This window comes from Limnohabitans sp. (genome assembly GCF_044361985.1).
GTDB lineage: Bacteria > Pseudomonadota > Gammaproteobacteria > Burkholderiales > Burkholderiaceae_C > Limnohabitans_A.
Genome location: NZ_JBIKHV010000066.1, coordinates 1 through 13,624 on the forward strand (window position 1 = coordinate 1; position 13,624 = coordinate 13,624).

The 13,624-nt window shown below is 60.4% G+C and carries 14 protein-coding genes; 9 read left to right on the forward strand and 5 right to left on the reverse strand.

Features of this window, described 5'->3' with window-relative positions; genetic code table 11:
* Positions 1-219: 219 nt before the first annotated feature.
* Positions 220-585, reverse strand: coding sequence for a PsiF family protein (locus tag ACIQ3A_RS10900; RefSeq protein ID WP_396431767.1), 366 nt, complete (start codon positions 583-585; stop codon positions 220-222).
* A 187-nt stretch (positions 586-772) separates the two neighbouring features.
* Here ACIQ3A_RS10900 and argS point away from each other — a divergent pair, with 187 nt between their 5' ends.
* The 9 genes from argS (at position 773) to ACIQ3A_RS10945 (ending at position 9,474) form a co-directional block, all read left to right on the forward strand.
* Positions 773-2,470: an arginine--tRNA ligase gene (gene argS / locus ACIQ3A_RS10905; protein WP_396431768.1), complete on the forward strand. Its 1,698-nt coding sequence runs from the start codon at positions 773-775 to the stop codon at positions 2,468-2,470.
* Between the two features lie 11 nt (positions 2,471-2,481).
* Positions 2,482-3,150: an SPOR domain-containing protein gene (locus ACIQ3A_RS10910; RefSeq protein ID WP_396431769.1), complete on the forward strand. Its 669-nt coding sequence runs from the start codon at positions 2,482-2,484 to the stop codon at positions 3,148-3,150.
* A 28-nt stretch (positions 3,151-3,178) separates the two neighbouring features.
* Complete coding sequence (locus ACIQ3A_RS10915; RefSeq protein WP_396431770.1) at positions 3,179-3,823, forward strand: thiol:disulfide interchange protein DsbA/DsbL; 645 nt, start codon at positions 3,179-3,181, stop codon at positions 3,821-3,823.
* Between the two features lie 151 nt (positions 3,824-3,974).
* Entirely contained in the window at positions 3,975-4,601 is a 627-nt protein-coding gene (gene lptA, locus ACIQ3A_RS10920; protein WP_396431771.1) for a lipopolysaccharide transport periplasmic protein LptA, read from the forward strand.
* Positions 4,598-5,356 carry an LPS export ABC transporter ATP-binding protein gene (gene lptB / locus ACIQ3A_RS10925; RefSeq protein ID WP_396431772.1) on the forward strand — a complete coding sequence of 253 codons (759 nt, stop codon included), beginning with the start codon at positions 4,598-4,600 and terminating at the stop codon, positions 5,354-5,356. Before lptA ends, lptB begins: the two co-directional genes overlap by 4 nt.
* 37 nt (positions 5,357-5,393) lie before the next feature.
* Positions 5,394-6,935, forward strand: a complete 1,542-nt coding sequence (locus tag ACIQ3A_RS10930; RefSeq protein WP_396431773.1) for an RNA polymerase factor sigma-54 — start codon at positions 5,394-5,396, stop codon at positions 6,933-6,935.
* A 13-nt stretch (positions 6,936-6,948) separates the two neighbouring features.
* The gene (locus ACIQ3A_RS10935; RefSeq protein ID WP_396431774.1) at positions 6,949-8,244 is read left to right on the forward strand and encodes a class I SAM-dependent RNA methyltransferase; all 1,296 of its coding nucleotides are present in this window, start codon (positions 6,949-6,951) and stop codon (positions 8,242-8,244) included.
* The gene (locus ACIQ3A_RS10940) at positions 8,241-8,678 is read left to right on the forward strand and encodes a putative toxin-antitoxin system toxin component, PIN family (RefSeq protein ID WP_396431775.1); all 438 of its coding nucleotides are present in this window, start codon (positions 8,241-8,243) and stop codon (positions 8,676-8,678) included. Before ACIQ3A_RS10935 ends, ACIQ3A_RS10940 begins: the two co-directional genes overlap by 4 nt.
* 19 nt (positions 8,679-8,697) lie before the next feature.
* The gene (locus tag ACIQ3A_RS10945; protein WP_396431776.1) at positions 8,698-9,474 is read left to right on the forward strand and encodes a UPF0149 family protein; all 777 of its coding nucleotides are present in this window, start codon (positions 8,698-8,700) and stop codon (positions 9,472-9,474) included.
* Positions 9,475-9,484: 10 nt separating this feature from the next.
* Here ACIQ3A_RS10945 and ACIQ3A_RS10950 read toward each other — a convergent pair whose 3' ends face one another.
* The 4 genes from ACIQ3A_RS10950 to ACIQ3A_RS10965 form a co-directional block, all read right to left on the reverse strand.
* Positions 9,485-10,456 (reverse strand): alpha/beta fold hydrolase, encoded by a 972-nt coding sequence (locus ACIQ3A_RS10950; protein ID WP_396431777.1) that lies wholly within the window; start codon positions 10,454-10,456, stop codon positions 9,485-9,487.
* Positions 10,456-11,466, reverse strand: coding sequence for a Bug family tripartite tricarboxylate transporter substrate binding protein (locus tag ACIQ3A_RS10955; RefSeq protein WP_396431778.1), 1,011 nt, complete (start codon positions 11,464-11,466; stop codon positions 10,456-10,458). The genes ACIQ3A_RS10950 and ACIQ3A_RS10955 overlap by 1 nt, the downstream gene beginning before the upstream one ends.
* 81 nt (positions 11,467-11,547) lie before the next feature.
* The gene (locus tag ACIQ3A_RS10960) at positions 11,548-13,089 is read right to left on the reverse strand and encodes a class I adenylate-forming enzyme family protein (RefSeq protein ID WP_396431779.1); all 1,542 of its coding nucleotides are present in this window, start codon (positions 13,087-13,089) and stop codon (positions 11,548-11,550) included.
* On the reverse strand, positions 13,086-13,624 hold a 539-nt coding region (locus tag ACIQ3A_RS10965; RefSeq protein WP_396431780.1), incomplete at its 5' end, for an acyl-CoA dehydrogenase family protein. The genes ACIQ3A_RS10965 and ACIQ3A_RS10960, both read right to left, overlap by 4 nt.

Genomic DNA, 13,624 nt, shown 5'->3' on the forward strand with positions numbered 1-13,624 from the left:
ACCTGCCATTGCGGGTGCGGCTGTGGATTGACTACCTGAAACACCACTACGCGCAACCCGGCTATTGGCAAACCGCACCCGACTGATTCGCCACCAGCGAAAGCCCGTACCCTGGGACCAGCCCTTGGGCAAAAGCGACCACAAAAAAAAGCCCGGGCATGCCCGGGCTTTTGTCACGATCAAGACGGGTGAGCCACCAGGCTCACCGCGCCGATGACATCACTTTTTCAGGCATTCAGACATGAAAGCCTTGCGTTCGTCGCCTTTTTTGCCCGTGGCTTCGGCATTGCAGGTTTTCATCTTGCTTTGCTGGGCGGCAGGCTTTTTGGCACTCAAGCACGACTTCATGAAGGCTTTGCGCTCATCACCCTTTTTGCCCTCGGCGTCTTTGTTGCACATGGCCATTTTGCTTTGTTGCGGGGTTTTTTCGGCCGCAGGGCCAGCTGGCGTCGCAGGCATGGCCGGGGCCGCCGCAGCGGCCACGGGTGCAGCCGCAGCAACCGCTGGTTTGACAGGGTCGGCCGCGAAAGCCATGCCAGAAACCAAGGCAAAACCCAGTGCAACGATAGAAATGGAATGACGCATGAATGAACTCCCAAAAAATGATCAACAGTCAAAAAAGCCTGCACCGGGGTGCAGGTCACTAATTAACGTACCAAAGTGATCATATGTGGACGTCAGTTGTGACCAAACGTAATTGCCGCGTATAAAAAACACCCCATAAGCCGGCCCTTCGCGTGATCCCTGGCCCAGCCCCGTAAAATCGCGCCCTATGCTCTTAGCCAAACAACATCTGCTCACGGCCCTGGCCGCTGAGCTTGAAAAACTCCAAACCAACGCGGGTGCGCGTGCGGCGTTTGAATCGCCCAAAGTGGCCGCCCATGGCGACTTGGCCTGCACGGCGGCCATGCAATTGGCCAAGGCGCTCAAGCAAAACCCGCGGCTATTGGCCGAAACCCTGCGCGTGAGCTTGTTGCTGACCCCCGCCTTCGAGCGCTGGGTCGATGCCATTGAGATCGCTGGGCCGGGCTTCATCAACATCCGCCTCAAAGATGCGGCCAAACAGGCTGTGGTTCACGAAGTGCTGCAAGCGGCCGATTGTTTTGGTCACCAGCCCACTCAAGTTGCAAAGGTGCTGGTGGAATTCGTCTCGGCCAACCCCACAGGCCCGCTGCATGTGGGACATGGCCGCCAGGCGGCTTTGGGTGACGCGATTTGTAACTTGTTGGCCACACAGGGGCAGCAGGTTTACCGCGAGTTTTATTACAACGATGCAGGGGTGCAAATCGGCACTCTGGCCAGCTCGACCCAGTTGCGTGCCAAGGGCTTCAAGCCCGGTGACGCCGAATGGCCCAGTGGCGAAAATGCTCCAGCCTACAACGGTGACTACATCCAGGACATCGCCAACGACTTTCTGGCCCAAAAGACCGTTCGCTCCGACGACCGCGAATTCACCGGCAGCGGCGATGTGAATGACCTGGATGGCATGCGACTGTTTGCAGTGGCCTATCTGCGCCATGAACAAGACCTGGACTTGAAGGCCTTTGATGTCCAGTTTGACAATTACTACTTGGAGTCCAGCCTCTACACCAGCGGCAAGGTCGATGCGGTTGTGCAAAAACTGCGCGATGTGGGCAAAACCTACGAGCACGATGGCGCCCTTTGGCTCAAGTCCACCGACTACGGCGACGACAAGGACCGCGTCATGCGCAAAGGCGATGGCAGCTACACCTACTTTGTGCCCGATGTGGCGTATCACATCACCAAATGGGAGCGCGGCTTTACGCGGGTGGTGAACATCCAGGGCACCGACCACCACGGCACGATCGCCCGCGTGCGTGCGGGACTGCAGGCGGCCAATGTCGGCATCCCAGAGGGCTACCCCGACTACGTGCTGCACACCATGGTGCGTGTGATGCGCGGTGGCGAAGAGGTCAAGATCTCCAAGCGTGCAGGCAGCTACGTGACGCTGCGCGACCTGATCGAGTGGACCAGCAAGGACGCCGTGCGCTTCTTTTTACTGTCCCGCAAGCCCGACACCGAATACATCTTTGACATCGACCTGGCGCTGGCACAGAACAACGACAACCCGGTGTACTACGTGCAATATGCGCATGCCCGTATTTGCTCTGTGTTGGCCGCTTGGAAAGACAAAGACAGCGGTGATCAGAGCACGCTGGCCCAAACCGATCTGTCACCGCTGCAAAGCCCGCAGGCCCATGCGCTGATGCTGGCCTTGGCCAAATACCCCGAAATGCTGACGGCTGCCGCCACCGACTTTGCCCCGCACGACGTGACCTTCTATCTGCGCGATCTGGCCTCGCAATACCACAGCTACTACGATGCCGAGCGCATTTTGGTGGATGACGTCGCCGTCAAAAACGCCCGCCTGGCCTTGGTCGCGGCCACCGCACAGGTGCTGCGCAATGGCCTGAAGGTGCTGGGCGTGTCTGCACCCCAAAAAATGTGAATGGAACCGGCATGAAACTTCACCCCCAACGCGGCGGTACTTTTTTGGGCTTCATCATTGGGCTGGTGCTGGGCCTGGGCGTGGCTTTGGGCGTGGCCATCTATGTTACGAAGGTGCCCACGCCTTTTTCCAACAAAAACCAGCCACGCACCACCGACCAGGACGCGCAGGAGAGCGAGAAAAACAAGGACTGGAATCCGAATGGCGTGTTCCAGCCCAAAGCACCGGCAGAGGCGCCCACCGCACCCACCGCACCCACCCCACCCGTTGTCCCGGCCCCGGAAGCGGCCAACGACAAAACAGTGCCTGGATCAGCCAGCAAGAGTACCGCCGAAGCGCCCAAAACAGAGTCGCGTCCTGCCGTCACAGCCGATCCCCTGGGGGATTTGGCCAAATCCAAATCTGGCCTCTCCACCCCTGCCAGCGCCAGCAACGCCGCCGACCCGTTTGACTACGTCATCCAGGTCGGTGCCTACCGGACCAGCGGCGATGCCGATGCCCAAAAAGCCAAACTCACCCTGATGGGTCTGGACGCCAAAATCTCTGAACGAGATCAAGCCGGGCGCACGGTTTACCGCGTACGCTTGGGACCTTTCGCCGACAAAGCCGCTGCTGAACGCATCCGCACCCGCCTGGAAAGCAGCAGCATTGAAAACACCCTGGTGCGTGTTCAAAGGTGAACCCGCCCTTTTCATTTGGAGCATGCCCATGAAACGCCGTTTCTTCTCTTCTGCCCTGGTGACCGCAAGCGCTTGGTTAAGCGTACCTGCCGCCTGGGCCCAAGCAGCCTTGTTCAAATCGGGCAAGGACTTTCAGACGCTGGAGCGGCCGGTTGCCACCGAAACCAACGGGGGCAAGGTCGAGCTCATCGAGTTCTTTTGGTACAGCTGCCCACACTGTTACGCTTTTGAATCGAGTTTTGCCCAATGGGTCAAAAATGCCCCGAAAGACGTCGTGGTGCGCCGCATCCCTGTGTCGTTCCGCGATGACTTTGCGCCCCAACAGCGCCTGTTTTTTACAATTGAAGCCATGAATTTGATGGACAGCTTGCACCCCAAGGTGTTCACAGCCATCCATGTGGAAAAACAGCTGCTGAACACCGATGCCAGCGTGCTGTCCTGGGCTGAAAAACAGGGCGTGGACAAAGTCAAATTCAACGAAACCTACAAATCATTCGGTGTGGCCACCAAACTCAAGCGCGCGGTTCAGCTGCAAAACGATTTCAAGGTGGAGGGTGTGCCCTCGCTGGGCGTTGCCGGACGCTACTACATCGATGGCACACTGGCGGGCAGCATGGACCGCGCCCTGAAAGTGGCCGAATCCTTGATAGCGCAGGCTCGCCAAGGCCGTTGAGCGCTTTTCACCCTTGGCGACAAGCCTCGCCACCAGCCCGCCACTTCAAAATGGCGGGCTTTTTTTTATGCCCGAATCGCTGTATCCGCCCGGTTTCGCGTGCGCTTGAGCCTACAATCAAAATTCATTACCAGCAAGATTCATGCCCTCAATGAAAATCCTCCGCACCGTCGGCCTCCTTGCATCGGGGCTGTGTTCGCTCAGCCTACCAGCTTGGGCCGAGAAAGCCGACCGCGACAAGCCCATGCTGATTGAGGCAGATGCCATGCGGCACGACGAGAACAAGTTACTCACCCATTTCACGGGCCGGGTGGTCGCATTAAAAGGCACCATGGTGCTGCGTGGCGCTCGCATGGAAGTGCAGCAAAACAAACAAGGCCAACAAATTGCACACATTTGGGCAGCCCCCAATGAGCGCGTGTTTTTTCGTCAAAAACGTGAGGGGTTCGATGAATTCACCGAAGGCGAAGGCGAAATGGCGATTTACGACAACCAGGCTGACGTCGTGACGCTGATGCATCGGGCTGAAGTCCGGATTTTGCGGGGCACCGAGGTGGCCGATCAACTCAATGGCCAGAAAATCGTCTTCAACAACACCACCGAAGTGATGACTGTGGACGGCCTGCCCAAAGGCACCCAAGCAACCAACGGCCGCGATCAGCGTGTCCGCGCGGTGCTGACCCCCCGAAAAACAACAACCGTGCCTAACGCCGCACCCGTCCCCGTCGCCCCCGCCTTGAGGATCGACCCCACCCCCCTTGAAAGCAAAAAGCCATGAGAGAGCCGCTGGTCACCAGTCGGCTGGAAGCGCACCACCTGAAAAAGGCGTACAGCAGCCGCAAAGTGGTGCACGACGTCTCTGTGCAAGTGGACAAAGGCGAAGTGGTGGGTCTGCTGGGTCCCAACGGGGCAGGCAAGACCACCTCTTTTTACATGATCGTTGGCTTGGTCCGCGGAGATGGCGGGCAGATCCTGATCGATGGACAGGACGTGACACGCCTGCCCATCCACAAGCGCTCGCGCATGGGCTTGTCGTATCTGCCCCAGGAAGCTTCGATTTTTCGCAAGTTGTCCGTCGCCGAGAACGTGCGGGCCATCCTTGAGTTGCAGACCGATGCACAAGGTGCGCCCCTGAAAAGCGCCGACCTAGAAAAACGCCTGGACGAATTGTTGAACGATTTGCGGGTCGCCCATCTGCGCGATTCCCCCGCCATGTCCCTGTCCGGTGGTGAACGCCGTCGGGTGGAGATTGCCCGCGCCCTGGCCACCAACCCGCGCTTCATCTTGCTCGATGAACCCTTTGCGGGCATCGACCCGATTGCTGTCATCGAGATCCAGCGCATCATTGCCTTTCTCAAGCTACGCGGCATTGGCGTGCTGATCACAGACCACAACGTGCGCGAGACGCTGGGCATTTGTGACCACGCCTACATCATCAGCGAAGGCCGTGTGCTGGCCGAAGGCACGCCCGAAGAGATTGTGGCCAACGCCGATGTGCGCCGGGTTTACCTGGGCGAACACTTCAGGATGTGATGAGCAAGTCGACCCTTCACCCCACGAAAGCGCAGGCATGAAACCCGGTCTGTCGCTGCGCATGTCCCAGCACCTGGCGCTCACGCCCCAGCTGCAACAATCGATCCGCCTGCTGCAGCTGTCCACGCTGGAGTTGTCGCAAGAAGTCGACCAGATGCTGGACGACAACCCCTTTCTGGAGCGCGCTGAAGAAGAAGCCCCCGCCGAAGCCTTTGGCCTTGACCAGGCAGACACCCATGTCAGCCTGGGCGACCGCGTGAGTGAAAGCGCCAGTGCGTCCAGCAGCAGTGACGACAGCCCCAGCGAGACGCGCGAAGAAGCCGTGACCGATGTGGCTGAAAGCTGGGATGGCGATGGCAGCGTGGACATGCGCCCCGACGACAGCGAATGGGGCGGTGACGCCGTGCCACGCCAAAACAACGGCGAAGAAACCGCAGATGCCATTGACCTGGCCCGCAGCAGCGGATCACTCACTGATTTTTTGCACCGCCAGGCCTTGTCACTGCGCCTGTCTGAAATCGACCGCGCGGCCCTGCGCTTTCTGATCGAGTCACTCAACGACGACGGCTACCTGACTGACACCTTGGCGGAGCTGGCTACCAGCTTGGCGGGCGCCGACGACTATGAACAACTGGACGAGCTGGTGCACCGCTTCACGGTGGCGCTGGGCTTGCTGCAGTCGCTTGAACCTGTGGGTGTGGGCGCACGCGATCTGGCCGAGTGCATGCGCATCCAGATCAAGGCCTTGCTCAAAGAAGACCCCGACGACGAGGTTGCACAAGCCGCTTTGGCTGTTTGCGCTCAGCCACTGGAAATGCTGGCCAAACGCGACTACAAGCGCCTGGCCGTAGCGTGCGGCCTGGACGAGACCGTGGTCAAAGCCGCGATCCCGTTCATCGCCAGACTGGAACCCAAGCCGGGTCGCCCGTTTGCCTTGGCCGAGCAGAACATCATCATTCCCGATGTGCTGGTGGTCAACACCAGCAAGACGGCCACACCCAAGTTCCGTATTCAGCTCAACCCCGACGTGATGCCCAAGCTGCGGGTGCACGACATCTATGCCAACGCCCTGCGCGGCGGCAAGGGCGACAACCACGCCGGCTTGCAGCAGCGGCTGCAAGAGGCGCGCTGGTTCATCAAGAACATTCAACAGCGCTTTGACACCATCTTGCGCGTCTCGACAGCCATCGTCGAACGGCAAAAAAACTTTTTGACACACGGCGAGCTGGCCATGCGACCCTTGGTTCTGCGCGAGATCGCCGACGAGCTGGGCATGCACGAGTCGACCATCAGCCGCGTGACCACGGCGAAATACATGTCGACACCACAAGGCACGTTTGAGCTGAAGTATTTCTTTGGCTCGGGGCTGGGCACCGACAGTGGCAGCGCCGCGTCGAGCACCGCCGTGCGCGCCCTGATCAAGCAATTCGTGGCCGCGGAAAAACCCGTCAAGCCACTGTCCGACAACCAGATATCCGAAATGCTGAAAGAGCAAGGCATCGACTGTGCACGGCGCACGGTGGCCAAATACCGCGAAGCGCTGAAGATTGCCCCCGCCAACCTGCGCAAAACCCTTTGAAAAGAATGCTCCCGTGAATTCATTGAACCTGTTCATGCCTTGCGCCGCTGGTGTTGAGGGCTTTTTGGCCGACGAGGTGCACGCCATCACCGGCCTCACGGGACAAGACCTGATGACGGGGCGCGGCGGCGTGATGGCCCGCGCTTCATGGCGCGATGCCCTGCGCATCAATCTGCACAGCCGCCTGACACAGCGCGTGCTGGTGCAGCTCTCAGTCACCGATTACCGCAACGAAAATGACCTGTACAACGCTGCCAGCGAAGTGGCCTGGGAGATCTGGTTCACGCCCAAGCAGACCTTCAAGATCGACATCACGGCGCAGCACAGTCCACTCAACAGCCTGAACTTTGCCGCACTGAAAATCAAGGATGCCGTGGCCGATCGCTTTCGCGCCAAGCGCGGCGAACGCCCCAGCGTGGACACCACCTGGCCCGATGTGCGCATCTATGCGCACGTCACACCTGAAACCCTCACGCTGTACATCGACACCTCGGGCGAGCCCCTTTTCAAGCGTGGCTGGCGCACAGAAAAGGGCGATGCGCCTTTGAAGGAAACCCTGGCCGCCGCCATGATCGCTGCCAGTGGCTGGGACGGCACCGTGCCTTTGTACGACCCCTGCTGCGGCAGCGGCACCATACCGATCGAAGCGGCGCAAATTGCCTGCGGTATTGCCCCTGGTTTGCAGCGCCGCTTTGGCTTTGAAAAATTGCTGCCCTTTCAGAACCATGTCTGGCAAGGCCTGATCGAAGAAGCCCGCGACAACGAACATGAACCCACCGCGCCGATTTTTGGCAGCGATGTGGCCTTCCGCATGGTCGACTTTGCCGAACGCAACGCCGAGCGTGCTGGCGTGTCCGGGGTGGTGGTGTTTCGGGGTGGCGACGCGCTGCAACGCATGCCACCTTGCGACACGCCAGGCGTGATGCTGCTCAATCCGCCCTACGGCGAGCGCATAGCCGCTGCCGGTGTGGCCGGAAGTGGGCGCGAGGGGTTTGAGCCAGGGGCTCTGTCCGATGCGCGCGCCAGCGCGCGGGCAACTGAACCGAGTCACCACCGCGAAACCGCACAAACCGACGAGGGTGGTGAATTCTTTGCCCAACTGGCCAGCCACTGGAAGAAAAACTACAGCGGCTGGAGCGCCTGGATGCTGACGCCCGATCTGAAATTACCCAGCAAGATGCGCCTGAAAGAATCGCGTCGCGTGCCCATGTGGAACGGCCCCATTGAATGCCGCCTGTTTCGCTTTGACATGGTCAAAGGCAGCCACAAGCGCCCCGCCGCCGAAACACCTGCACCCCCGGCACCATGAACGTCCCGCGCTCGGCCCGGCGCGTGCTGGACACCAACATCGTGCTCGACCTGTGGGTGTTTGACGAACCCCGGGCTGAGGCGCTGCGCGTCAGTGTCGAGACGGGCGAAACAGCGTGGCTTGCCACCGCCGCCATGCGCGAAGAACTGGCCCGCGTGCTGGCTTATCCGCAAATCGCCAAACGACTGACGCACCGGGAACTGCCCGCCAGCACCGTACTCGGCCACTTTGACCGCTGGGCCCAACTGCACCCCGACGCGCCCAAAGCCGAATACGTCTGCAAAGACCCCGATGACCAGAAATTTATTGACCTGGCCGTGAGCCACACCGCAGCCTTGCACAGCAAAGACGCACAAGTGCTGTGCATGAAAAACCGCCTGGCACGCTGCGGCGTGGCATTAAACCCCTGCATGACCGCCACCGACACGGTCTGATTTTTTTGAAGAGCACACCATGACAACCACTCCTGGCCTGGAAGCCGAAGACTTTGACGCCCTGGACGACATCCTGGATGACCTGCGTGAGCGCTTTGAAGAAACACCGCAATGGGAGTTCTGCGAAGGCTTCATGGCCGCGATGGTCTGTAGCCGCCGCGCCATCCCTGAACAGGAATGGTTGCCCATGCTGCTGGGCATTGACCCGGACGATGCCGATGGCGGCAGCTTTTCAGGTGACGACCAGCGCCAGCAGTTCATGGCTTTGTGGCAGCGCCGTTTTGACGAGATCAAGCTGACCCTGGACACACCGGTCGAAGCGCTCGACGAAGACAAAGCCTACGCCCCCGAAGTGATGGATGTGCGCGGTGCCATCGCCTCTTTGCCGCCTGAAGAACGCGAAGAAATCGACGACAGCGAAATCCCCTCTTTTGCCCAAGTGTGGGCGCTGGGCTTCATGTTTGCGGTGGAAAACTGGCCTGACGAATGGGCCCACCCCAAAGACAAGGAAGCCGCCAAGTGGCACGACCTGTCGCTTGAAGCCATCGTGGCCCTGACCGAAGACGACACCCATGCGCCCACTTTGTCGGCCCTGTCGGAAGACGGCCCCCCCAGCGTGAGCGAAGAACGCCTGAATGCCTACGGCGAAGCCCTGTGGGCGGTGTATGACCTGCGCGAAATCTGGCGCAACATCGGCCCGCGCGTGGCACAAGTGATCAAAGCGGCCACGCCAGGGCGCAACGATGCGTGTTCGTGTGGCAGCGGGAAAAAATACAAGAAGTGTTGTGGGGCCTGAGCCCAAATCTTCAGGCCATCCACTGCGCCAGTGCTTCACTGGTGGCTTCGGGCAGTTCTTCCGGAATGAAGTGCCCTGCAGGCACCACCTGGCCGCTGACGCGCCCAGCACATTGGGCCTGCCAAAGCGCCACGGGCTTGAACATGCGGTGAACGACACCCCGTTCGCCCCAGAGCACCAAGGTGTCACAAGAAATTTTGTCACCCCGCTCACGCCCTTCGCGGTCGTGCTGCAAATCAATGCCGGCACTGGCGCGGTAGTCTTCGGCCGCGCTGTGGATGGCGGCTGACCAGCCTTTGTCGTTCAAGGTCGGGTTGCAAAAGGCGCGCTCATATTCGGCCAGCGCTTCAGGTTCGATGTAGCCCAGACCCTGGCTGCCCCAGCCGCCCAATTTGGCGTGCAAATAGGCTTTGGGGTTGCCGCCGATCATGAACTCGGGCAAAGGCGCGGCTTGCGTGAGGTGGAACCAGTGGTAATAGGCTTGCGCAAACGCAAAATACGGGTCGGCCACCGGGCCAGAGACTTCGGGGGTTTTGCCCCAATGGCCGCTGTACATGTCCAGTGTGGGCGCGATGTCGATCACGCACAGTTTTTTGACACGCGATGCATGGTCCAGCGCCAGACGGTGCGCCACACGGCCTCCCCGGTCGTGCCCACACAAAAAGAAGTCGCTCACCCCCAAGGCATCCAGCAGGCCGATCACTTCCTGGGCCATGGCGCGCTTGCTGTAATGCAGGTGCTGGGCATCTCCCACGGCATGCGATGAGTCACCGTAGCCGCGCAGGTCAGGCAGGACCAAGCGGTAGCGGCCACGCAGACTTTGCGCCACGCGATGCCACATGACGTGGGTTTGCGGAAAGCCGTGCAACAAAACCAGCACCGGCAATTGCGCTTGCGCCGCCCAATCGGCCGAGCGTCGAAAGCAAACGGGCGAGCCCGCCACCGTGAGCGATTGCCGCTCAAAACCCTCAAACCAGGCCATCAGTCGACCTTGGCACCGGAGGCTTTGACGACTTCGGCCCACTTCTTGTGCTCGGCTTCAATCAGCGCGGCAAACTGTGCAGGCGTGTTGCCGCTGGGGATCGCGCCCAGGGTGGCCAGGCGCTCCTTCATGGCGGGGCTGGCCAGCGACTTGGCGACTTCTTGCTGGATGCGGTTGACCACATCGGCAGGCGTGCCCGCAGGGGCCAGCAGACCGAACCAACTGCTGGCTTCAAAGCCTTTGAGTCCGGCCGCCTCTTCGACCGTGGGCAAATCGGGCAGGGCAGCAGAGCGCTGGTTGCTGGTCACGGCCAGGGCTTTGAGCTTGCCCGACTTGATGAGTTGCATGGCCGATGGCAGGTTGTCGAACATAACGTCCATGCTGCCGCCCGCCAGGTCCAGCAAGGCCGGGCCAGAACCCCGGTAAGGAATGTGGGCCATGAAGGTGCCCGTCTGAGACTTGAACAATTCACCCGCCAGGTGGATGGACGTGCCATTGCCACTGGACGCCATGTTCAATTTACCCGGGTTGGCCTTGGCGTACTGGATGAAATCCTTGACGTTGTTGATCTTGTTGGCGGCGGCCTTTTCGGCATTGACCACCATCACGTTGGGCACACCCGCTACCAAAGTGACGGGCGCAAAGTCCTTGAAGGGGTCGTAAGGCAGTTTGGCGTAGAGCGCTCGGTTGATGCCGTGCGTGCCCACCGTGCCCATGAGCAGGGTGTAGCCATCACCAGGCGCCTTGGCCACTTGCTCGGCCCCCAGGTTGCCCCCGGCGCCCCCTTTGTTTTCAACCACGAAGGACTGACCGAAGGCTTTGCTCAGATCGGGCGCGATGGCGCGGGCCAGGATGTCGGTGGTGCCGCCAGGTGCAAAGGGCACCACGATCTTGACCGGTTTGTTGGGCCAGGCCGTTTGGGCCCAGGTCGTAGGCGCTGCAGACAACAAGAGGGCAGCGGCCATGCCCAGAATCGGGCGGCGGGTGAAAGAACGAGAAACTTGAACCATGAGGGTCTCCAGGCTGGTGTGCAAATGATGTTGCCACGGCCCTGCCCAAACTCTGTCACGCAAGCGAAGATTCAGCTTGTTTTAAGGGTTTGTCCCAATCAACATGGCCTGCAAGACCGGTTTTTGCACTTTGCCCAATGCGCTTTTGGGCAAACTCTCCAGCCACAAGAGGGTGCGGGGCAATTTGAAGCGGGCAATTCGACTTTGCAGGTATTGCATCAATGCCAAGTGTGTCAAGGCTCGCCCTGCCTCATCGGCACTGCGCACCAGGACGGCCACGGGCACTTCGCCCCAACGCGCATCGGGCACCCCGACCACGGCGCACTCGGCCACGCCAGGCAAGGTCAACAGCAGGTTTTCGATTTCTGCTGGGTAAATATTTTCTCCGCCCGAGATGATCATGTCTTTGCTGCGGCCCACAATGGTGATGCACCCGTTATCGGCTTGTTGGCCGAGGTCGCCGGTGCAAAACCAGCCGTCCTTCAAGCCCACGCCCGCAGCGCCATCGCTTTGCCAATAGCCGCGCATCACATTGGGCGCACGGATACACACCTCGCCCGTTTGCCCGATGGGTACGGCGCTGCCTTGTTCGTCGCGCAAGGCCACTTCTGCCTGGGCATGCGGCCAACCGGTACTGCCCAGATGTTCGGTGGCCTGGTCCAGCCGCAACACGATGGAGACCGGACCAGTTTCGGTTGTGCCGTAAATTTGCCCCACGGGAATCCCCCGATCGTGGAAAGCCTGCAGATACGCCACCGGGATGGTGGACGAGCCCGCCATGACACCACGCAGTGAAGACAATTGCGCCAGTGCCCAGCGTGGGTGGTCGAGCACGGCACGCAAGGTGGCAGGCACCAGCAGCGACAAGCTGGGCCGACTGGTTTCCACCTCATCCAGCCACGCTCCGGCGTCAAAGCGCGCGTGCAAGATCACCGACACACCCGCCAGCAAGGCAGGCAAGGTCTGGATGCACAAGCCGCCCACATGGAACATCGGCAAAGTCGACAGCACTTTGTCTCCGGCCACAAAACCATGCGCCACCTGGCTGGCGCGCGCATTGGCCAGCAGGGTGTCTTGTGTATGCACCGCGCCCTTGGCTTGGCCCGTGGTGCCCGAGGTATAGACCAGCAGCACGGGCGCATCACCCGTCACCCAAGGCAAGTGCAAACCCCGAGGCGATGGCGAATCAATCAGGGCATCCAGATGCGTGTGTTGCAGCCCCGACAAACACAAAGCTGCTGCCACATCGGCGTGCAAACTGTCATTGACCAGCAAGCTCGGCTGGCCGTCATTGAGCACGTGCTGCAGCTCAGCCAATGCCAAACGATAGTTGAGGGGCATGAACACCGCACCCATTCGCGCACAAGCGATCAGGGTGACCAATTGAAGCTCGTGATTCAGCCCCAACCAGGCCACGCGGTCACCGCGCCGAATTTGCCAAGTGTTTTGCAGGTGTGCGGTGACACGCTCCACTCGGCGCCAGAACTTGGCAAAGTCGCAAGGCCACAAACCAGGGCCCTGACGACAGTGCAAGGCGATCTGCTCGCCCTGCTGCTTAGCCAGCGCATGCATGCGCCGGGCCAAGGGGCTGTGCTCAACCACTTGTTCTGCGCTGGGGTTCATTCGTCTTTCTCTCCGGGTTCGTACAAAGCTTCTCGGCCAATACGGTCCAGGCACAGCTCGGCCGTCCAGGGCAGCATGAGCGAGCCACAACGTGCGTCCCGGTAAAGACGCTCGAGCGGAAGACTTTTGAGCATGGACTGACCTCCACAAGTGCGGATGGCCAGGCGGGCGATGTCTTGTGCGTTTTCCATGATGGTGTACTGCGCGGCATACGCACGCAGGCGGGTGGACTTGGTCGGGTCAACCTTGGCGTCTTCAATGGCGCGCAAGAACAGGTTGCGGGTTTGTTCGAGCTTGATGAACATCTCAGCCACAGTGATCTGCTTGGTCGCAAACTGGCGACGCTTGACGGGGCCTGTGCCCGCAATCTCGCCCCGCAAATACGCCACTGTGAAATCGTAAGCTGCTTGCGCAATGCCCATGTAGGTGGGCGACAGCGTCATGAACATGTGCGGCCAGCGGCTGGCGGCCTGAAAGTACAGGCCTTGCGGCATGAGCGCGGCGTCGTCGGGCACGAACACGTCTTTGAAAATCA

Coding starts and splice junctions, on each gene's coding strand:
- ACIQ3A_RS10900 (WP_396431767.1), bottom strand. CDS start 585: ATGCGTCATTCCATTTCTATCGTTGCACTGGGTTTTGCCTTGGTTTCT.
- argS (WP_396431768.1), top strand. CDS start 773: ATGCTCTTAGCCAAACAACATCTGCTCACGGCCCTGGCCGCTGAGCTT.
- ACIQ3A_RS10910 (WP_396431769.1), top strand. CDS start 2,482: ATGAAACTTCACCCCCAACGCGGCGGTACTTTTTTGGGCTTCATCATT.
- ACIQ3A_RS10915 (WP_396431770.1), top strand. CDS start 3,179: ATGAAACGCCGTTTCTTCTCTTCTGCCCTGGTGACCGCAAGCGCTTGG.
- lptA (WP_396431771.1), top strand. CDS start 3,975: ATGAAAATCCTCCGCACCGTCGGCCTCCTTGCATCGGGGCTGTGTTCG.
- lptB (WP_396431772.1), top strand. CDS start 4,598: ATGAGAGAGCCGCTGGTCACCAGTCGGCTGGAAGCGCACCACCTGAAA.
- ACIQ3A_RS10930 (WP_396431773.1), top strand. CDS start 5,394: ATGAAACCCGGTCTGTCGCTGCGCATGTCCCAGCACCTGGCGCTCACG.
- ACIQ3A_RS10940 (WP_396431775.1), top strand. CDS start 8,241: ATGAACGTCCCGCGCTCGGCCCGGCGCGTGCTGGACACCAACATCGTG.
- ACIQ3A_RS10945 (WP_396431776.1), top strand. CDS start 8,698: ATGACAACCACTCCTGGCCTGGAAGCCGAAGACTTTGACGCCCTGGAC.
- ACIQ3A_RS10950 (WP_396431777.1), bottom strand. CDS start 10,456: ATGGCCTGGTTTGAGGGTTTTGAGCGGCAATCGCTCACGGTGGCGGGC.
- ACIQ3A_RS10955 (WP_396431778.1), bottom strand. CDS start 11,466: ATGGTTCAAGTTTCTCGTTCTTTCACCCGCCGCCCGATTCTGGGCATG.
- ACIQ3A_RS10960 (WP_396431779.1), bottom strand. CDS start 13,089: ATGAACCCCAGCGCAGAACAAGTGGTTGAGCACAGCCCCTTGGCCCGG.